19 protein-coding genes and 1 tRNA gene are annotated in these 17,961 nt (G+C 38.2%); 4 read left to right on the forward strand and 16 right to left on the reverse strand.

Going from position 1 to position 17,961, the window contains the following annotated elements; all coding sequences use genetic code 11:
- Positions 1 to 3 precede the first annotated feature (3 nt).
- From HMPREF1516_RS07705 to HMPREF1516_RS07740, 7 genes are all read right to left on the reverse strand, one after another.
- Entirely contained in the window at positions 4 to 186 is a 183-nt protein-coding gene (locus HMPREF1516_RS07705) for a DUF3173 domain-containing protein (RefSeq protein WP_025271966.1), read from the reverse strand.
- Between the two features lie 21 nt (positions 187 to 207).
- On the reverse strand, positions 208 to 1,245 hold the full coding sequence (locus HMPREF1516_RS07710; RefSeq protein ID WP_033606239.1) for a replication initiation protein: 1,038 nt from the start codon (positions 1,243 to 1,245) through the stop codon (positions 208 to 210).
- Between the two features lie 133 nt (positions 1,246 to 1,378).
- A complete protein-coding gene (locus HMPREF1516_RS07715; RefSeq protein WP_033606240.1) occupies positions 1,379 to 1,648 on the reverse strand; it encodes a hypothetical protein in 270 nt (89 codons plus the stop codon).
- Positions 1,649 to 1,997: 349 nt separating this feature from the next.
- Positions 1,998 to 3,305, reverse strand: coding sequence for an FtsK/SpoIIIE domain-containing protein (locus tag HMPREF1516_RS07720; protein ID WP_033606241.1), 1,308 nt, complete (start codon positions 3,303 to 3,305; stop codon positions 1,998 to 2,000).
- A 196-nt stretch (positions 3,306 to 3,501) separates the two neighbouring features.
- Positions 3,502 to 3,723, reverse strand: a complete 222-nt coding sequence (locus tag HMPREF1516_RS07730) for a hypothetical protein (protein ID WP_033606243.1) — start codon at positions 3,721 to 3,723, stop codon at positions 3,502 to 3,504.
- Between the two features lie 36 nt (positions 3,724 to 3,759).
- Positions 3,760 to 4,278: a hypothetical protein gene (locus tag HMPREF1516_RS09670; protein WP_050595438.1), complete on the reverse strand. Its 519-nt coding sequence runs from the start codon at positions 4,276 to 4,278 to the stop codon at positions 3,760 to 3,762.
- Positions 4,279 to 4,520: 242 nt separating this feature from the next.
- Positions 4,521 to 4,934: a hypothetical protein gene (locus HMPREF1516_RS07740; protein ID WP_033606244.1), complete on the reverse strand. Its 414-nt coding sequence runs from the start codon at positions 4,932 to 4,934 to the stop codon at positions 4,521 to 4,523.
- 540 nt (positions 4,935 to 5,474) lie between these two features.
- Between HMPREF1516_RS07740 and HMPREF1516_RS07745 the strand changes: the two genes are divergently transcribed.
- Together HMPREF1516_RS07745 and HMPREF1516_RS07750 are read left to right on the forward strand one after the other, a co-directional pair.
- Positions 5,475 to 5,990: a DUF308 domain-containing protein gene (locus HMPREF1516_RS07745; protein ID WP_000672740.1), complete on the forward strand. Its 516-nt coding sequence runs from the start codon at positions 5,475 to 5,477 to the stop codon at positions 5,988 to 5,990.
- A 62-nt stretch (positions 5,991 to 6,052) separates the two neighbouring features.
- Positions 6,053 to 6,125, forward strand: a tRNA-Lys gene (locus HMPREF1516_RS07750).
- A gap of 140 nt (positions 6,126 to 6,265) precedes the next feature.
- Here the strand turns inward: HMPREF1516_RS07750 and HMPREF1516_RS07755 are convergent.
- A complete protein-coding gene (locus HMPREF1516_RS07755) occupies positions 6,266 to 7,354 on the reverse strand; it encodes an AI-2E family transporter (RefSeq protein ID WP_001055024.1) in 1,089 nt (362 codons plus the stop codon).
- A 9-nt stretch (positions 7,355 to 7,363) separates the two neighbouring features.
- Positions 7,364 to 8,653 (reverse strand): hypothetical protein, encoded by a 1,290-nt coding sequence (locus HMPREF1516_RS07760; protein ID WP_004256070.1) that lies wholly within the window; start codon positions 8,651 to 8,653, stop codon positions 7,364 to 7,366.
- An 803-nt stretch (positions 8,654 to 9,456) separates the two neighbouring features.
- Here HMPREF1516_RS07760 and HMPREF1516_RS07765 point away from each other — a divergent pair.
- A complete protein-coding gene (locus HMPREF1516_RS07765) occupies positions 9,457 to 10,602 on the forward strand; it encodes a low temperature requirement protein A (RefSeq protein WP_000209242.1) in 1,146 nt (381 codons plus the stop codon).
- Positions 10,603 to 11,134: 532 nt separating this feature from the next.
- Here the strand turns inward: HMPREF1516_RS07765 and HMPREF1516_RS07770 are convergent.
- Positions 11,135 to 12,394 (reverse strand): S41 family peptidase, encoded by a 1,260-nt coding sequence (locus HMPREF1516_RS07770; RefSeq protein ID WP_033606245.1) that lies wholly within the window; start codon positions 12,392 to 12,394, stop codon positions 11,135 to 11,137.
- Positions 12,395 to 12,473: 79 nt separating this feature from the next.
- Positions 12,474 to 12,929 (reverse strand): GNAT family N-acetyltransferase, encoded by a 456-nt coding sequence (locus HMPREF1516_RS07775; RefSeq protein WP_033606246.1) that lies wholly within the window; start codon positions 12,927 to 12,929, stop codon positions 12,474 to 12,476.
- A 69-nt stretch (positions 12,930 to 12,998) separates the two neighbouring features.
- Here HMPREF1516_RS07775 and HMPREF1516_RS07780 point away from each other — a divergent pair, with 69 nt between their 5' ends.
- Positions 12,999 to 13,658 (forward strand): prepilin peptidase, encoded by a 660-nt coding sequence (locus HMPREF1516_RS07780; RefSeq protein ID WP_009730487.1) that lies wholly within the window; start codon positions 12,999 to 13,001, stop codon positions 13,656 to 13,658.
- Here HMPREF1516_RS07780 and trpA read toward each other — a convergent pair.
- From trpA to trpD, 5 genes are read right to left on the reverse strand one after another with little or no spacing between them, the layout of a single operon-like run.
- The gene (trpA, locus tag HMPREF1516_RS07785; RefSeq protein WP_033606247.1) at positions 13,630 to 14,406 is read right to left on the reverse strand and encodes a tryptophan synthase subunit alpha; all 777 of its coding nucleotides are present in this window, start codon (positions 14,404 to 14,406) and stop codon (positions 13,630 to 13,632) included. The genes HMPREF1516_RS07780 and trpA overlap by 29 nt on opposite strands.
- Entirely contained in the window at positions 14,399 to 15,622 is a 1,224-nt protein-coding gene (trpB, locus tag HMPREF1516_RS07790) for a tryptophan synthase subunit beta (protein ID WP_033606248.1), read from the reverse strand. Before trpB ends, trpA begins: the two co-directional genes overlap by 8 nt.
- Entirely contained in the window at positions 15,600 to 16,199 is a 600-nt protein-coding gene (locus tag HMPREF1516_RS07795; protein WP_033606249.1) for a phosphoribosylanthranilate isomerase, read from the reverse strand. Before HMPREF1516_RS07795 ends, trpB begins: the two co-directional genes overlap by 23 nt.
- Complete coding sequence (gene trpC, locus HMPREF1516_RS07800; RefSeq protein WP_033606250.1) at positions 16,186 to 16,953, reverse strand: indole-3-glycerol phosphate synthase TrpC; 768 nt, start codon at positions 16,951 to 16,953, stop codon at positions 16,186 to 16,188. The genes HMPREF1516_RS07795 and trpC overlap by 14 nt, the downstream gene beginning before the upstream one ends.
- Positions 16,950 to 17,954 (reverse strand): anthranilate phosphoribosyltransferase, encoded by a 1,005-nt coding sequence (trpD, locus tag HMPREF1516_RS07805; RefSeq protein WP_000658690.1) that lies wholly within the window; start codon positions 17,952 to 17,954, stop codon positions 16,950 to 16,952. Before trpD ends, trpC begins: the two co-directional genes overlap by 4 nt.
- Positions 17,955 to 17,961: the final 7 nt, after the last annotated feature.

Genomic DNA, 17,961 nt, shown 5'->3' on the forward strand with positions numbered 1-17,961 from the left:
TTTTTACAAATCCATTCCTAACAACTCTTTTACAATGGATTTAGGGACTACCATTAATCGTTTACGTTCATAAAATGTATACCCTCTGGAGACAAGTATATCTCTAGCTTGATGAATAATAGCGTTAGCTGTTGATGGTCTATAACCCATGGAAATCAAATCCTTATTCGAAATCGTATCTTTCATACCGTTACCCTCTCATTATTCTTAGTTTATTGCTAACTTTGGAATATCGCCTTGTAACATAGAATTCATAAACTCAAAAAAATTTATCAAACAAGGCTCTTGATTAAAGATTTCAACAAAATCTAAAGCATTTTGAAAAAAAACATTTAAATTAACCTCAGATATACTTTCAGCAAGTTTTTTATACTTAGCTACCGTTCGTTTATCAGATTCTGCAAATAATTCAGGCTTATTACGAAGAGCAAAAAGATAAATCTTCTCATTAACACCTAAATTATTAAATTCTAAGCCTTTAAAATTTTCAATATACACTGGAATTTTAGCTAAAAATGGCAATCCATTTTTTAATTCCTTTTTTATGTTGCCTTCATTATAGAATTTATACTCAATTCTCCATAGATTATCGTATTGCTTATAAATTTCTATTTCAGCCATATCTCCACTATCCATACGTTCTTTAAGTTTGTTATAAGCGGTTAAATGATAATTACCTTTAGGAGCACCAAAATCCATAGTTTCAAGTTTCATGCCCTTATAAATAGGACGATACATTACTTTTGGCCAATTTACACGTAAAGCCGATAAATCCCGCTCAAAATCATAAGCTAAATGAAAAGTAGATATTGCAATGTTAGACATATACGGAAACAGTCTATGAAAAACAACTAAAAAATTCTTTTTTGAAACTTTAGAAGGAGTAAATTCAATCTTTAAAGGTCTTTTGTTCATCTTAATAGACGCAACGGGGGTATATTCTATGTACCAATTTTCTTTCCCATCATCAAAGAATTGCCCTTTATAACTAGATAGTTCACCATTTCTATTTAAATTTGGCTCAACTACACCAAAGTAATCATATAAGATAAAACTCCCGTTAAGAATCGCAGAATGAAATTCCTCACTGACTTCAGCAGTTAAACTCAGTTTGTCTAATTTCAGACCAATAAAACCATACTTCAGAGATACCTCCTCTTGAAATTTGGAGTAACTCTTATTAGACATTTGATGTATACTTATCGGGCTATTAGAGGGAGCCCGATTAAAAACTTGTTTATCCATGAAATTTCTCCTTCAAAAAACACAAAGTTGAAACATTCTATACACTTAAATTTTAGGGCAAGACTGCCGTTCCACTGACCACGCTCCACTTGCCAGCAAAGCTGGCAGGCCCAGTCTTACCCTAAAATATAAATTATTTAATTTTTGCCATTTCAATCAATTCTTCAAAAGTCCCAATCTTTCTAGCTTGAGTTACCTCATATTGGGCATTTTGACCAAATGAAGCATTATTAACGACTTCAACCTCATAAAGGCCTGGAGCAGAAAAGACAGCTCCAAATTTGGATTTATCGAAATGCATACCTAGGTCACTCCACGAATTCGTAATTGTGGCAATTTTCAACCATCCCTTTTCTTTCTCTTGCTTATTTGATATAGCTAGTACAACAACAGTTTCTTTCATAGTTAAGAACCTTCCTTATTTTAAATAATATACAGCTTTTAATGTCAATCAGTATTGGACATAAATACATTTATTCGAACGTTCGTTCGAACCGGCCTTGTTGTTCGCCGGCTGCACAATGGCATTTTGAAAATGAATAAAAGAATTTTATTCATCTTCAAAACGCTTAAGATTCTCACACACCACAGATGTGTTTTAAAATCATAATATTCAATCCCTCTATTCCAGCTCGTCAACGATAAACATGTGAGCCATATTCATTGCTTTTAGCAACGCCTTATATGGATTGGTATCAGATTCATAATCCTTCATTACATTTACATCTCCTAGCTTCACAAGTATTTCTATCTCATACATCCTCATCTTCATCCTTCATATAATCTTTGGTAGCCCACACAGGAAGTATCACCTCAAATACATCTCTATCAAACATCGGGGAATGGAATTCCTTGGGAGGCTCTCTATCTGTAGAGTAAAGCCCAACTCCTTTATCTTTCTTGACTTTGGGTACATCTGTTGTGCCAAACATCATCTGGCTAGATTCGCGAGTTGGGGCTCCAAGAAATATAGCATTGACAAGCTGTTCTCTAATATTGGTAGAAAGGCTATCGGAACGGGGTTGTTGCATAACAATACAAACCCCCATAGATAGAGACCTTGCTTTTTGAGCAACGATAGCAACCATATTTTCAAAATCTTTTTTAGCTTTACTATCCATCGAAGCAACTAATGAACTATATTCTTCTATTACCAAAAGTAAAGGAGGAAGGCCGAGGTCTATTCCAATACTATCAAATAAATCACTTTTGTTATAAATTTCCATCCGCCTACTCATCTCATCAATATACTGACGTACAATTCTAAAGGCATCCTCATTAGTTGTTCCATAATTTTCTACTAGCATACCTGAGCGTCTTGAAAGCTTATAAAGATCTGACATCTTTGGATCAATCACATATATTTTTGCATGTTTCCCATTTACGGTCTGAGATATGAAACGAGTCAAGTAATAATATGTAAAGAATGATTTACCACTACCTGAGGCCCCCGATATAAGCATGGAAAAGTTTTTTCTCAAATCGATAACAAAATCATCATAGATTTTAATTTTCAAGCTATCATCTTCAAGAGGGAGTGAGGTAACATGTAAACGCTCAGGTTGTCTATATACAAAAACATATTCAACATGAGTCGGATAAACTTCTTTAGACGATAAGCTTATCCCTAGAGCACTGCTTAGGAGAACGTCTAAATTGTCCATCTCTTTCGTGAATTCATCCCCAGATTTCAATGCATGGATTACAATTGAAACATCATTCAATTGGTAATTAAATTTAGCTGAACGAAGAATAGCGCCATCTTTTGTTGCTGTAAAAAGAAAGGAATTTCTGCGAAGCATAAATAGAAGGTTTTCTCTGACAATTAACAGCGGTTCAATCTGCTGAGCCCATCCCTTGATTTTTCTTTCAATGTACAAGGTTATAATTAATCCAACAGATAACGTCAACATTTGGAGAAACAATCCCTTAAAAAGAATACTACTAGAAAGGGACAATATGCTCAAAAATCCTATAGTAAACCAGCGCATCGTCCTCAATTTAGATGTATTAACAAAGTAATTCTCAGACAAAGAAGCCGTTTGTTTAATTTGAAACATTTTTTACCTCATTTTATTTCTGAGATCTTTAATTAAAAGAAAAACAGAGAATAACTTGACCCGGATAAAATAGTAAAGGAATATGGCAAAGAAAAGAAATGCTAGGATTGAGAACAGCACACTAAGTGCAGACCCCACCCCTGTAGGAGTATACACTGATAGAAGAGCAAAGATGAACATACCAAAAAAGCAAAATCTATATTTCTTTATCATTTTTATTTACTCTCTTAATCATAGCTGGTAGTATAGCTAATAATTGAACTACAAAGACTATCAAAGCTACTACTAATCCAAACTTGGCGGATAAGAAGGGATTATAGGAATTGAAGGACAGTTTTCCTCCAAATCCAGCAAAAAAGCTCATAATGGCCAATAATATAAGACAACTCGTTCTCCAGAAATATTCAGTAACCTTCATTTTTTATATTTTTCCTTTCAATTTTTCAATAACAAATTAAGCAATAGCACCTGCAAGGCACTTAACTAGATAGGAACGTTTAACATGTTTCCACTCCAACGCATTAATATAATAATAAAACAAATCGCTATTATAGTTTAGTTCTTTTTCTATAAGGGAAATATTACTAGGCGTAGCTTTTCTAGCAATCGAACGATGATTTTTTCGAATCTCCTCTAACAAACCATCTTTAATATATTTTGAGGAATTCATACTTAAAAAAAATGAATCTAAATGTATTTGTTTTTCCTCGTTAAGCCACGTTAACAAAGTTTCCCCTGTTGACTTATGAACTAACATATTTGCTAATAAGATAGAGTTGGCCATTTTCATAGAACAAGGATAAGTATAAGGTAAACGTAGAATCTTTCGCAGATATGCTTGTGAGTCTTTATCGAAAACAAAACCTAAATTATACTCAAAATGAATGTTCTGCAATCTCGAAGTTTGCTCATTGCTTCTAGGGCACTCATACCCTCCGTCAATAAATTTTTGTTTGAATGTTTCGCTATTCATTATTTAATACTCCTTTTAACTCGTGAATTATTTTTATCAACAATTAACAATTTTTCTTAATAGGTGATGCTCTAGCTTTCATCTTCATTCTCCAATATATACATCTTTGATTAACACATCCAAGCGTTAAAAAAATAAGACAAAGAGTTTGTCATTGATTAACACATAAGGGCGAAAAAAATTTAGAAAGATTCCTTTCTAAGCATATTATACAGAAATTCAGGCAAAGTGTCAATACTTGATTAACACTTTTTTTGAAATTTTTCTAGCAAATCTTTTTTCTTTAAAATAGAAGCAAACAAAACTAACTTCACTACAAATGAAAAGAATACTCTCCCTTTTGTAAGCTCTCTTAGCTTCAACTGTATATCTCTCATACCAGCATATACTAACGTATCTAAAGTCAAAGTCGTTCTCAAGCTAGTAGCATTCATATCCACGCTTTCACTAATATCGCTTATCTTGAGTTTTGAATTATTCAACTCTAACCAATCAATATTATCAATATCATTTAATATTTCTTTATAAGCAACTTCGATAACGTAACTATCAGGAACTGGGATATCTGGACTACCTAGATAAAGCCTTCTAACCTCCTTCAATCCTAACACGCTATCTCTACTTAATTTAATACCTAATCTTTCATTATTCTTCATAAGTTCCTCCAGGTGTTAATCTATAATTAACTATACTATATTTTAAATTCATTTTCAAGCAATTTGTCGTGAAATTGCCGTGTTTCATAAATACGATAAAAATTCATACTCACTCACATAAGCATAAAAACGCCATACAATCACAAACTCAGAACGTCGTACATTCTAAGATACTTGTAGGGGGCATCTAAATACAACAGGAAAAAGCCTTGTAAATCAAGGCTTTTTTTGCTTGTCTATAACTGATTTACCCCATCATTTGTCCCACATTTTAAATCTATCTTTTCTTTTTGAATCAAATTACATCTTTACAAATAGTGTAAAGCCAGTTACTTTTGCTTTGATTCCATACAATATTTTCATGTAGAGAAGACAAATTTTATCTTCTCTTTTTATTTTCAAAATAATAAAAACTGATTTTCTTTTCATAAATCAGACTGAAACTTCCAAATTTTCCATTTTGTTTATTGACATTTCCTCTAAAAAGGTGTATAATATTTTTATTATCAAACTATACTATACTATATAGGGGGTATTGAAATGAAATTTTCTAATCGTTTACTGCTATTCCTTGCAGGAGTTGTTTTTGTCCTTTTAGGACTTTTCCTATTTACAAACCCAGTAGCTAATCTTGTTGCTTACAGCTGGTGGATTGCATTTGGTTTACTGGTTTCTTCTATAGCAGCTATTTTAGGCTATTTCTCTGTACCAAAAGAGCTTCGCTCACCAGCTCATCTTTTCCAAGGGATTGTTAATCTTCTCTTAGCTCTTTACCTCGTTGCCTATGGCTTTGTGACGCTGCCAGTTGTCATTCCAACTATTTTAGGAATTTGGTTAATTGTAGAAGCCATTATAGTTTTCTTTAAAGGCAATCGTCTGGGATTGATTTTCCCTATTATTGGCAACCATATCATGTGGATAGCGTTGCTTGCATTTTTACTAGGTCTAGTGATTTTGTTCAATCCAGTAGCTACAAGTGTCTTTGTCGTTTATGTCGTTGCCTTTGCATTTTTAATTGTTGGTTTCACCTATATCCTTGATGCCTTTCGTAAATAATCTAGCTGCCATTTTGGGCATATTAAAATAGCTGGGAAGTTACATTCTCAGCTTTTTCTGTTGCCTCCTTAGCTCAGTTGGTAGAGCAGTAGACTCTTAAGCTATGGGGCGCAGGTTCGAGCCCTGCAGGGGGCACATCTAAATCAACAGAAATAAGCCTTGAAACCAAGGCTTTTTTTAACGTCTAATAGCTTTTTGTAGAAAAGTATTTAAAAATAAAAGAGAAGAGAATCTCTCACTCTCTTCTCAGTATATCTTATTAAATTTAGTTTTTCTTAATCTAGCTGATTTTCCTTTGCAACGACAAATTCCTTAACCAATCGATAGATAACAGCAAATATCGGTGTAAAGAATATCATCCCAAGTAAGCCAAAGAGATTGCCTCCAATACTAGCAGCCGCAAGCGTGAAAATAGCTGGCAAACCAATAGATTGACCTACAACTCTAGGATAAATAAGGTTTCCTTCAATCAGCTGTATAACTTGATATAGAAGAAGAGAAAGTAAGGCTTGAGTAGGACTCACTGTGAAGATAAAAATCGCTCCCACAACACAAGCAATCATAGGCCCTACATAAGGAATGAACGATAGCACTCCTGCAAATATACCTGTCATTACCCCATAAGGTAGTCCAAACAGGCTGTAGCCAACCGCTATCATAACTCCTATGATGACTGCTTCAATCAGCTGACTCATCAAAAATTGGTCATAAGTCTCTAGTGCTACTTGTCCAATGTAAGTTAACTTTGTCACCACTTTCTCTGGAAATATAACTTTTAGAAGTCTACTCGTCATCGCTGCCAGATGTTCCTTACTGGATAAAAATAAAAAGGTAAATACTATAATCAGAAAGGCATTCATTATACTTGAAAAAATATTTCCTATATTACTAGTCAGACCGGATAAGAAGGTTATCAAAGCTTGACTAATAGAGCTAGACTGTCCCTGAATTCCTGATACGATAGTTGACAGCATGTCTTTGGTTACAAATTCCGAGCTGTCTAGCAATTTCCCAAGTTGAGTCAGGACTGTTGAAAGGACTGCTCCCAGCTGACTAATAGTCTGAGCAAGGGTTGGAAGCACCAAAACCAAAAGACAGATCACGATTAAGATAAGAGATAGGAAAACAAGCACCATAGCAATCGGACGGCGCAACCCTGCCTTTACCTTCATTTTAACTAGGAATTCTTCAATTTTTTTCATGGGAACATTGAGCACAAAAGCAATGACAGCACCATAAATCAAGGTAGAAGTTACTTCAAAGAGAGATACTGCCCCTGATATAAAGCTTGATGCATTCAGAATTACAAGAGTAACCAGCCCTATAAAAAGTATTAATGGGGTGTATTTTTTTACTAAGTTCATAAATTCTCCTTAATAAACATGTTTAGATACGACTATACTATTTGGTTTTTCAAACTCTCGATTAAGGTAGGCTTGGTAAGTTCCTGGAGCGATAAATCCTTTGGGTGAGAGGATATCGGTGCCAGCCTGACCGACTATGGTATCAGCCAAGAGCACACAGTTTGTAGATAAGACAAAGTAGGATTTAAACTTAGATTTGATAAATTTATAAAGTTCCCCATCTGTCTCATGTCTGATTTTATAAGCGTAGGTGTAGTCTTCCTTACCATCACCTGTCATGATTTTATCTGCACTTGGCTCCCATGGAATCGTCAGTTGTTTCAATTCAGCCAACTTTTTCTGAACTGCTTTTTCCATTTCAGGCGTCAAATCTATCCCATAACCAAAAAGCGTTTTTTGACTCTCACGTTTACATAGGTCAATGTACTTGTCACGATCACAGAAATATAAGACACCATCTCCTACCATGCCAAATAAGGTCTCAGAAGACGGATCATAGTTGCCATAAGAAATAACACGGCCTTGATAGCAGATATCCACATGACCAATTGCCGAAAACAGAGAGGTCTCAGCTGTATGAACAAAAATTTCAAGCTCCGCTGTCTTACCAGACTTCACTATTCCAAGATGGATATCTTCTTCCTCATCAGCATTTTCCAGCATAAATTTGTTAACTTTTGCTAAAGTTCTTGCAGGGATGAGAGCGGCTAGGACAATAGGTAAGCTAATTCTAATACGACGTTTGAGATGGTTTTTCCCAATTTCCTCCTCAAACAAGAAACCATCACGGATATTGGACACACCATAAAGGAAAAAATAAGCCCCTAATACAAAGAGTTGAAAGACAGAATTTCCTGTAGAGGACAAAAGACTAGTCCCACCAAGAAAAACTAGTACGAGTCCATCTAGTAAGAGACGAAAACGAGGTCGAATTTTGTTTTTGCGGTAGAGAACATAGGTGACAAGGTTAATACTAGCATGAAAAATCTGATAAACTCCAATCACAAGAGCCAAAATATAAATCGGCACATCCGTCGCAAGATTGGAGCCAAGCAAATATCCCAGCACTAACAATTTAACCAGTGCAACTCCCAAGGTGTCCGTTGACTGACTTTTTTTGAAAATACGTAATACTAAATCTAAGACCGTTGCTATCCAAGCTAAAAACAGAACCAGTCGAATAACCTTTACTGGCAACCAAGTCCCCGTGACCATCAAGATGAGACCTAGCAGAACAAACAAGAACCCCTGAGCAAGTAATTTCTTACCTGTCAGACCTAAAGATAGAATTTTCGCCATATAAAAACCTTTCAACAATAAAAATTAAACACTCCGATTAAACTGACTAGTAAATAGCCAACACTACAAACAGCCTGTGCCAGCAACATATGGTGACTAGAAATGACTGTAGTAATGTCACCATCTTGTCTTATGCACTTCTAAAATTTGTTATATTGATTAGAAACCAGAGCTTATAAAAACTAGCTAAACTCGAGAGATAGACACAATTGCGACGAAAAAATGTATAACCAATTCAACTTGTTAAGGTAAGAAAGCATTATTTCCAATCTATTAATTATTCATCTATTACCTATTATGACACAATATTCCCTATAGTTCAACTTTTTACTTGTTTTTATATTACACGGACTAAAAAGTTTTCAACAGTTGATTGCATTTGTTTTAATAAGTTTTAACCTTTCTTGGTTAGATAAAAAAAGAACCATACAGTTTAGAATCTGTATGGTTTTTGCCCCACTTTTGTCCCATTTTTAAATCATGACATTGAAAATACCTAAAATCACTTATATTTCAATATTTTTAATTGCTCTCAATATGAAAGTCCTTTCCAAATCCCTGTAGGGGGCATCTAAATCAACAGGAAAAAGCCTTGGAATCAAGGCTTTTTTGTGTAGTCTTAGCACTAAAAAACGATAGAAAAAACACCCCTTCTGAACTGCACCCCAAAAGTTAGACAGAAAAAACCTAACTTTTGTGGCGCAGTTCATTCGCGTCACATGAAATTATTTAAGCATATCCTTTTCTTTCATTACCATTTTCTGTTATAATGTATTGTATTTCTAAAGTAGAAAGGTATTAATATGACAACTCTTATTAAGCATAAACGTGTAGAATTTTCAGAACTATTTTATGACCTAGTGTTTGTTTTTGCAATTTCAAAAGCAACTGCTTTAATTCACCCTCTTCATAGCGGTGTTGTGGCTTGGGATTCTTTACTTGATTTCTTCATCTCTGTCATGGTTATCATCAATTCCTGGATGATTCAAACCATTTATACCAATCGCTATGGAACAAACTCGTTATTTAACATGGTAATCATGTTTATCAACATGGGACTTATGCTCTTTATGTCCAATATGATTGGATACAATTGGCAACAATGGTTCTATTATACCTGTTGGGCTGTTGGTACATTGACCCTTACCTTATTTTTTCAATATTTGGTTGAATTTTTTAGAAAATCAACCGATAATACTGATCGGGAAAGTATCAAAGGTTTTCTATGGTTAACAGGTCTAGGAAGTTTAGGAGTCTATCTGGCAGCTCTTTTTCCTATTTACGTTGGAGTCTATATCTTTATTGCTAGTATTCTGCTAACATTTATTGTGCCAATTTTCTTGATTACTAAAGATGAGCATTTCCAGGTAAATCTTCCCCATTTAATCGAGCGCGTCTCCCTTCTTGTGATTATTACGTTTGGAGAGATGGTTGTTGGGCTAGCTAGCTTCTTTACAGTCGAGAATTTCTCGATTTATTCGGTTCTCAATTTCGTTATCATGCTTTCCCTGTTCTTGTTTTATTTTGGCGAATTTGACCATGCTATTGATGAAGGATCTAGTCAAAAGGGATTATTTGTAATTTATAGTCACTATCCTATTTTCATCGGGCTTATGTTGATGACAGTTTCGATGGGTTATCTCCTGAATCCCGAGGCTAATCTTCTCGTTGCAATCAGCTTCTTTTATATCGGAATTGGCCTCTTCCAAGCTGCTGTCCTAGCAAATGGGCCCTATAACAAAAACTATCTTCGCTATCCGAGAAGTTACTACTGTGCTCAAGCGACACTCTATCTGGCTGCCTTGATTCTCTCTTTGCTTTTCGCTTCTAATCCTATAACAGTGTTGAGTATTGCAACCATTTTTACTCTAGCTATAGCCATTCATTTTATTTATTTTTATGTGACACAGAATAAAAAATATTCCAAATCTAACTGGGGGTTCTTTTAATGAGTTTATAACATAAAAAAGCTTTGGGAACCAAGGCTTTATATGATATCAATCACCGACCACAAAAATGTTTAGCTTACAGAACTGCTAGTGAAGCTCTAGAGGATGAGTTCGAGTAAATGTTGCACTTATTCTTGCAATTTATCATTTACTTGATGCACGAACTCGATATTTTTTTCGTTAATTTGTTTTTGCCCCACTTTTGCCCCATTTTTAAATCCTGACATTGAAAATACCTAAAAGTATTTCCCTAAAATCAGCTATATTTCAACATTTTTGTTTATTTTCAATATGAAAAGTTCTTACAAATTCATGCAGGGGGCATCTAAATCAACAGGAAAAAGCCTTGGTTTCAAGGCTTTTTTTGTATCCTCCCTACTTTTATTCTATCAACGGATGCTCAAGATATATTTGGTGTGTAAAAAATTCTTTTACCCCTCAGTGATACAATCATTTTACTCAATTACAAACAAATCAAAAGCAAAAGACTTAGCTCTATTTCATACAGAACTAAGTCTTTTATTTAAACAATCTAATGTTTCCTCTTCATCTCAATCAACTCCAGACATTTATCTAGATCTACATCTCGTTCAAAATGTGCAGGAGTCCAAGGGACTTCTATATCAGGAAGAACACCTTTGTTCGTCATCCCTTTGCCTTTATCTATAGCCAACCAGCGAGAAGTTGGGAACATCAAAAAGTAATCATCATAATCTACCTTGCAACAATTTGAGTAGTCTAAAATACCAAGCGTTGGACGGCCGATAACTGTTACTTTCTTAAAATTCTTCATCATCTTGACAAAATTATCTCCTGATGAGGCACAATAAATATCCGACAAAACAAAAATTTGCTCTGGATAGTGACCACCCTTAACACCTGGAAAAAGCTCGTCCTGATCATCCTGATACCGAACATAGCCTTTCCCTCGATTTTGGAGTAAGTTATTACGAAAATCTTCAAGCAGTTTCACCGTATCAGGACTGATATTTTCTTGTTGAAGCCATGTTTCAAAGTCTTTTAAGCGTCGTTCGACATTTCCTTCTGTATAGAGAATTTCCATTCCATCATCCTGTAAATCAAGAGTGTCATAGCCTTTCCCTTCCTCCAAGCCAAGATGTAAGAGCGGAAAATACAAAGAATCCGTGCCCCCATTGTTGTAACGGACATCTATAATAAGAGTTTCTGTCTCAGTAATCTTCTGCAAGCACTCTTGGTATAAACGGCTAATCGCTTCTTCATCCATAAAATTATCTAAGCGTAGATAGAGGATATCTGACTCCAACTCTTTCCAAAAGATCTGAGCTTTTTGAGCTTGCTGGCTAGCACGAACTGTAATAGACATCTCCTGTCCATCTCGCAAGACGGTCACTTGCTCTGCCATCAGTAGCAAATCTGCCCATTCTCGGTATCGTCTTTCTAGAGTCAGACTAATAAAGTAATTTGGGTGTTGCAAAGCTACTTGCTCCAAACTCATCCCGTCCAGACTGAGGATTCGATCCCCCACTTGGAGGTCTGTATCTTGGTTTGCTTCCTCAACAAACATTTCCTGATCACTTATCCTCAAAAGAAAACCTTTCGGACCTGATTTTTTATCATGAAAAGAAACATGCCCAATAATCCCAAAACTAGCAAGATAAGTCCTGACTTGATAGAGAAATTCTTGCTCAGCCATATCATCTGTAATCTTTTCTAGAAAAGGCTGAGGGTTGCACCCTTTGCGATCTTTTACTGTAGATGAATCATGTGTCATAATCCAAATAATGTCTTTAAAAATATCTGTTTTTTTCATACGAGCCGTTCCTTCTACCTTTAAAATAGTATAGCCTTCTTCACAGCGAAAAAGGAGTTTTTACTACAAAGTTAATCTGCTATCTCCCCTTTTTCATGATGTATTTTCGTATAGGTGTTTCAACCATTTGAACGATTTCAAATCCTTCTTTTTGATAGAGGTCCTTGGCTCTTTGATTTGCCTCGTAGACATTTAGAGAAATAGTATCTATGTCTTCATTTTCAAAGGCCAAACTAACAAATTCCCTTAAAGCCTGGCTACCTAAGCCCTGCCCCTGCTTCTGAGGGTTGATAAAAAATCTCCCGATATGAAGATTGCCGTCTTCTAGTCTGATTTTCTGGATAAGCCCCACAAACTCTTGTCCATCAAAGATTGAAAAGATTCCTTCCAAATCTTGCAAGACTTGACTTGTCAAGGGAAAAGGAATCATTGTTCCCATCCATTGTTCTTGAAAGGATTTGCCAAGGGAGTTGGAGCATTGGCATACGAGTTGAGCATTTTCTGGGCTCACATTTTCTTCAAAACGAATTGTCATCTTGACCTCACCACCTTATCTATGTTTCTCCATTATACTACTTCTCCTATTTTTTACGAATAAATAAGTATGATTGATCTTTATTATTTTCTTGTCGGGAGCATTCTCGCTTCCTTTCTCGGTTTGGTCATTGACCGTTTCCCTGAGCAATCCATTATCAGTCCAGCTAGCCACTGCGATTCCTGTCAGACTCGCTTGCGTCCGCTAGATTTGATTCCTATCCTTTCGCAGGTGGTTAATCGTTTTCGCTGTCGCTACTGCAAGGTTCGCTATCCATTCTGGTATGCCCTCTTTGAATTGGGCTTGGGATGCCTCTTTCTGTCTTGGTCTTGGGGCTTTCTTTCCTTGGGTCAAGTCATCCTAATCACTGCTGGTTTGACCTTGGGCATCTACGACTTTCGCCATCAGGAATATCCCTTAGTGGTCTGGCTGACTTTCCACCTAATCATCATGGCTTTCTGTGGTTGGAATCTGGTTATGGTCTTCTTCCTTGTTCTCGGAATTATGGCCCATTTTATCGACATTCGTATAGGAGCAGGCGATTTTCTCTTTCTAGCTTCTTGTGCGTTCGTCTTTAGCGTGACAGAATTACTCATCTTGATCCAGTTTGCTTCTGCGGCAGGGATTTTAGCCTTTCTTTCGCAAAAGAAAAAGGAAAGACTTCCTTTTGTGCCTTTCCTCTTACTTGCTGCTTGTTTGATTATTTTGGGTAAGCTACTGCTTGTTTGATAAAGTCCTCAATCGGCTCTCCTTGGTGGAGAGCTTTTACAATTTTCGAACCGACGATAACGCCATCTGACACCGCATTGAAACGTTCTACATCGGCCTGACTAGACACACCAAAACCTGTCAAGACTGGGATGTCAGCTACTTGATGCAATTGTGCCAAGTGCTTGTCCAAGTCTGCACGGTAATTGCCTGATTTCCCTGTCACCCCATTGATGGCAACAGCATAGACAAATCCTTCTGCCCCTTCAATCAACTCTTTCTGACGCTCAATCCCTGTTGTCAAGCTAACTAGGGGAATCAAGGCAATGTCTGTATCTGCCAAAAAGGGCTCTACAAAGTTGGCATGCTCATGAGGCAGGTCTGGGATAATCAATCCTTTAACCGCTGTATCTGCCAAATCTTTAACAAAGTTCTCAACACCGTACTGAAAGAGGGGGTTGAAATAGGTCATGATAACCAGTGGCACCTCAGTCTGAATGGTTTTCAAGGTTTCAACCAAAGCTTGGGTAGAAGTCCCGTGAGCTAGACTGCGTAAGCCTGCTTCTTCAATCACAGGTCCATCTGCAACAGGGTCTGAAAAGGGAATACCCACTTCAATAGCTGAAACACCCAAATCTTCTAAAAAGTGGATTGTTTCAGCGAGACCATCCAAACCTTTCTCATGGTCTCCAGCCATGATATAGGGAACGAAAATTCCTTTTCCAGTCGCTTTTATAGCATTTAATTTTTCTGTTAGTGTCTTAGGCATGATCTTCTCCCTTCTTTGCTGCATCTGCTTCCAAGCAGTCTTTGACTTGAACTACATCCTTGTCCCCACGACCGGATAGGCAGACAATCATAGACTTGTCTGGTCCAAGTTCTTTGGCCAATTTCACCGCGAAGGCAATGGCATGGCTAGATTCCAAGGCTGGGATAATCCCTTCCACACGAGACAAGAGCTGGAATCCTTCCAAGGCTTCCTCGTCTGTCACAGGAACATAGCTGGCGCGTTTGATATCATGGTAGTGAGAATGTTCTGGACCGATACCAGGATAGTCCAAACCTGCTGAGATAGAGAAGGCTTCAAGAATTTGACCATGAGCATCTTGAAGCACATCCATGAGGGAACCGTGAAGGACACCCGGACGACCCTTGGTCAAGGTCGCTGCGTGATGCTCCGTGTCCACACCAAGTCCTGCCGCTTCAGCTCCATACATAGCTACAGATTCATCTTCCACAAATGGATGGAAGAGACCAATGGCATTGGAACCACCACCAACACAGGCTACTAGGGCATCTGGTAAGTCTTGACCTGTCAATTCACGGTACTGTTGTTTAGCTTCTCGACCGATCACACTTTGGAAGTCACGAACGATTTCTGGGAATGGATGAGGTCCCAAGGCAGAACCAAGGATATAGTGGGTATCGTCGATATTAGCCACCCATGAACGAAGGGCTGCATTGACCGCGTCCTTGAGCACGCGCGAACCATCTGTTACTGCCTCAACCTTGGCTCCCAAAAGCTCCATACGGAAGACATTGAGTGCTTGGCGTTTGACATCTTCCTCACCCATATAGATGGTACATTCCATGTTAAAGAGGGCTGCAGCTGTTGCAGTTGCCACACCGTGCTGACCAGCACCAGTTTCTGCGATAATTTTCTTTTTGCCCATGCGTTTAGCGAGAAGAACTTGTCCCAAGGCATTGTTAATCTTGTGGGCCCCTGTATGGTTGAGGTCTTCCCGTTTGAGATAGATCTTGGCGCCACCGATATGCTGGGTCAAGTTTTTTGCATAGTAAAGAGGAGTTTCACGTCCTACATACTGGCGCAAAAGTTGGTTTAATTCCTCTTGGAAACTTGGGTCCGCCTGACTTTCACGATAAGCTTTTTCCAACTCCAAAACTGCTGTCATCAATGTTTCTGGGACGAAACGTCCGCCGAATTTTCCGTAAAATCCATCTTTATTTGGTTCTTGATATGCCATGCTTTGCCCTCTCTATAAATCTTCTAATCTTTTCCTGATCTTTTTGTCCATCTGTCTCCACTCCGCTCGATACATCTACTGCATAGGGAGTAAAGTGTTGAATTGCTTTTGCTACATTGTCTTCCTTTAGCCCACCTGCGATGAAGAAAGGCTGAGCTAGTCCCGTCGTATCTAGTTGACCCCAGTCAAAGGTCTGGCCACTCCCTGCCACAGGGGCATCAAAGAGTAGATAGTCTGCCCAAGAATGAGGCACATGACCCTCTCCATCCACCTGCACAGCCTGAATGCTAGCACAAGGCAAATCCTCAAACAAATCATCCGCCACCTGACTATGAACTTGAACCAAGTCCAAGCCAACTTTTTCAATCGCTTCTAGCAATTCTACCCGACTTGGTGAGACAAATACGCCAACCTTTTTTACATCTGCAGGAATGAGCTTTGTCAGCTCAGCAGCCTCTTCCAAGGTCACCTGTCTTTTACTAGGCGCAAAGACAAAACCAATGTAGTCTGCCCCTGCTGATACGGCTGTCTCTACCGCTTCTTTGGTCGATAGTCCACAAATCTTAACCTTTGTCAATCTGCAACTCCTTGATTCTCTGGTCTACACCTTCTGCCTGCATGAGCGCTGTTCCCACCAAGATTCCGTTAAAGGATGGTGCTACTCGTTCCGCATCCTGCCCTGTGAAAATAGCAGATTCAGAAATGTAATAGCGACCTTCTTCAAAGTGCTGGGCCAAGTCTACACTGGTTTGTAAGTCGACCTCAAAGGTGGTCAAGTTGCGGTTATTAACCCCAATAATCTCAGCACCAAGCCTGTGAGCCACTTCTAGTTCAGCTAAATTGTGAGTCTCCACCAAGATTTCTAGACCAAGCTCTGTCGCGTAGTCATACAGTTCCTTGAGGCGTTCTTCTGACAGGGCAGCCACGATGAGCAAGATGACTGTCGCACCTGCATTGCGAGCGCGGATGATTTGCTTTTCATCGATGATAAAATCCTTGTTCAGCGTCGGAATCTCTACCTGATTGGAAATCTCTCGCAAATAATCCAAATGCCCTTTAAAGAAAACCTCATCTGTCAAAACTGAAATCATCACTGCTCCATTTGCTTCATAAGTCTGGGCCTGTTTCACAATATCCACATCGAGATTGATATCTCCCAGACTAGGGCTAGCTTTCTTGACCTCAGCGATTACCTGCAAACGGTCACGATGATTCTTCAAAAATTCTGCCAAGCGATAGGTCTGGCGCAAGGGCTGGATTTCCTCCAGCTTCATTTGCTCGACCTCACGCGCCTTCTGCTCTAAGATTCGTGCTAAAAATTCCTGACTCATTTTTGGTACTCCTGTAACAGTCTGAGTTTTTCAAGGGCCTTGCCACTAGCAATCACTTGACGGGCTAAGGCAACACCTTCCTTGATACTAGCTACCTTACCATTAGCATAGAAACCAAGACCAGCATTCAAGACCGTCGTTTCCAAGAATGGACTTGGTTCGTTTTGAAGAACGCTGAGCAAAATTTCTGCATTTTCCTGAGCATTCCCTCCACGAATATCTTCGATAGCGTAGCGTTCCATCCCCAAATCTTCTGGAGTGAAACTTGACAAGGTGATTTCGCCATTTTCAAGAAGAGCAATCTTGGTTGTTCCGTTCAAGCCAGCTTCATCTAGCCCTTCTGGTCCAGCAACCACGATGGCACGTTTGCGACCCATATTTTTCAAAACCTGAGCTGTACTTTCTAGAAGTTCTGGACGACTAATACCAAGAAGCTGTGTTTCCAAGGCCATTGGGTGAATCAGTGGACCAGTCAAGTTCATGATCGTTGGAATTCCTAGTTCCAAACGAGCTGGCATGATGTATTTCATGGCTGGGTGCATATTTTTAGCAAAGAGAAAGACGATGCCAGTTTTATCAAAAACCTTACCTAGTTCAGCTGGTTTGAGGTCAAGATTGATGCCCAAGGCTTGAAGGACATCTGCCGAACCCGATTTAGAAGAAATCGAACGGTTACCGTGCTTGGCCATATGAATGCCACCACCAGCCAAGACAAAGGCTGCAGTTGTGGAGATATTAAAACTGAAAGACTTGTCTCCACCTGTACCGCAGTTATCCATAGCATCATGGATTTCAGTTGGAATGTGTTGGGCATGTCCTCTCATGACTTGAGCAATAGCTGTGCGCTCTTCCGGTGTTTCCCCCTTCATCTTAAGAGCTAAAAGGAGAGAAGCAATCTGCGCTTCGGTTACACGTCCAGTTACGATACGCTCAATGACATCCGTCATTTCCACACCTGATAAATTTTCAAATTTTGCTAATTTTTCAATAATCTCTTTCATCCTAGTT

The organism is Streptococcus sp. CM6 (assembly GCF_000526095.1).
GTDB lineage: Bacteria > Bacillota > Bacilli > Lactobacillales > Streptococcaceae > Streptococcus > Streptococcus oralis_BW.

Coding starts and splice junctions, on each gene's coding strand:
- HMPREF1516_RS07770 (WP_033606245.1), bottom strand. CDS start 12,394: ATGAAAAAAACAGATATTTTTAAAGACATTATTTGGATTATGACACAT.
- trpA (WP_033606247.1), bottom strand. CDS start 14,406: ATGCCTAAGACACTAACAGAAAAATTAAATGCTATAAAAGCGACTGGA.
- trpC (WP_033606250.1), bottom strand. CDS start 16,953: ATGAGTCAGGAATTTTTAGCACGAATCTTAGAGCAGAAGGCGCGTGAG.
- HMPREF1516_RS07760 (WP_004256070.1), bottom strand. CDS start 8,653: ATGGCGAAAATTCTATCTTTAGGTCTGACAGGTAAGAAATTACTTGCT.
- HMPREF1516_RS07745 (WP_000672740.1), top strand. CDS start 5,475: ATGAAATTTTCTAATCGTTTACTGCTATTCCTTGCAGGAGTTGTTTTT.
- HMPREF1516_RS07740 (WP_033606244.1), bottom strand. CDS start 4,934: ATGAAGAATAATGAAAGATTAGGTATTAAATTAAGTAGAGATAGCGTG.
- HMPREF1516_RS07710 (WP_033606239.1), bottom strand. CDS start 1,245: ATGGATAAACAAGTTTTTAATCGGGCTCCCTCTAATAGCCCGATAAGT.
- HMPREF1516_RS07715 (WP_033606240.1), bottom strand. CDS start 1,648: ATGAAAGAAACTGTTGTTGTACTAGCTATATCAAATAAGCAAGAGAAA.
- HMPREF1516_RS07755 (WP_001055024.1), bottom strand. CDS start 7,354: ATGAACTTAGTAAAAAAATACACCCCATTAATACTTTTTATAGGGCTG.
- trpD (WP_000658690.1), bottom strand. CDS start 17,954: ATGAAAGAGATTATTGAAAAATTAGCAAAATTTGAAAATTTATCAGGT.
- HMPREF1516_RS09670 (WP_050595438.1), bottom strand. CDS start 4,278: ATGAATAGCGAAACATTCAAACAAAAATTTATTGACGGAGGGTATGAG.
- HMPREF1516_RS07780 (WP_009730487.1), top strand. CDS start 12,999: ATGATTGATCTTTATTATTTTCTTGTCGGGAGCATTCTCGCTTCCTTT.
- HMPREF1516_RS07730 (WP_033606243.1), bottom strand. CDS start 3,723: ATGAAGGTTACTGAATATTTCTGGAGAACGAGTTGTCTTATATTATTG.
- HMPREF1516_RS07705 (WP_025271966.1), bottom strand. CDS start 186: ATGAAAGATACGATTTCGAATAAGGATTTGATTTCCATGGGTTATAGA.
- HMPREF1516_RS07765 (WP_000209242.1), top strand. CDS start 9,457: ATGACAACTCTTATTAAGCATAAACGTGTAGAATTTTCAGAACTATTT.
- HMPREF1516_RS07720 (WP_033606241.1), bottom strand. CDS start 3,305: ATGTTTCAAATTAAACAAACGGCTTCTTTGTCTGAGAATTACTTTGTT.
- trpB (WP_033606248.1), bottom strand. CDS start 15,622: ATGGCATATCAAGAACCAAATAAAGATGGATTTTACGGAAAATTCGGC.
- HMPREF1516_RS07775 (WP_033606246.1), bottom strand. CDS start 12,929: ATGACAATTCGTTTTGAAGAAAATGTGAGCCCAGAAAATGCTCAACTC.